This window comes from Hydrogenophaga sp. OTU3427, from assembly GCF_038440225.1.
Taxonomy (GTDB): domain Bacteria; phylum Pseudomonadota; class Gammaproteobacteria; order Burkholderiales; family Burkholderiaceae_C; genus Hydrogenophaga.
On the sequence record NZ_JASATI010000117.1, the window covers coordinates 1 to 695 of the forward strand.

1 protein-coding gene is annotated in these 695 nt (G+C 52.8%); it reads right to left on the bottom strand.

The features are described 5' to 3' along the window. The coding region (locus tag AAHB17_RS24530) for a hypothetical protein (protein WP_342133679.1) at positions 1–477 on the bottom strand (477 nt) is incomplete at its 3' end. Positions 478–695: the final 218 nt, after the last annotated feature.

Genomic DNA, 695 nt, shown 5'->3' on the forward strand with positions numbered 1-695 from the left:
GGTTGCATCCTCTACATGCTGCAGCAGGAATTTTCTGACGGATTGATGTGCGGCGACCAACACTGCAGCCAGTACGGGGGAGTCGCCTTGCCAATCCAGAATTAGAGTTGATATCCCCAATGTCCGACCAGATGCATTCAAGTCATCCGCCGTTTGCGTTGACACCCCGGATGTCGCACCCAATACCCAAAGCTCGGTAGGGTCGTTGCGTATGGCGAGAGCCAATAGCTTGTTGAGGACTTCAGAAGACGGAACCGTGTCCAAGTAAAGCTTTGCCTCAAAGCAGACGGGCGCATTCGAATCAACAGCCTTGCCATCCATCCCGAACTGAGAGCCTGACTTGGCGAGCCGAAACGGTACATCCAACAATTCCTCAAACGCTGCCGCAAGCAGGCCTTCAAATCCTGCGGGGCCAGAGTTTGGCAAGGCACGCAAGGCGTCCCACAACTCAGAAAGATCAGGGGTGGTGGTCGGCATTTTTCTCCCTCTTCAAAGTCACGCGAACTTAATGACTAAGAACACCACCCGCTCAGAGTGACGCGTTCTGTGGAGTATAGGATTGGCCTGCATGAATACTGTTTAAATACTCACCACCCCATTGGGATTGAAACGGCTTACACAACGAAAAAGCCCCGGACAGTTTCCCATCCGGGGCTTTTGTTTTCAGCATTCGCCGAAGCGGCTTACTTCTTCGA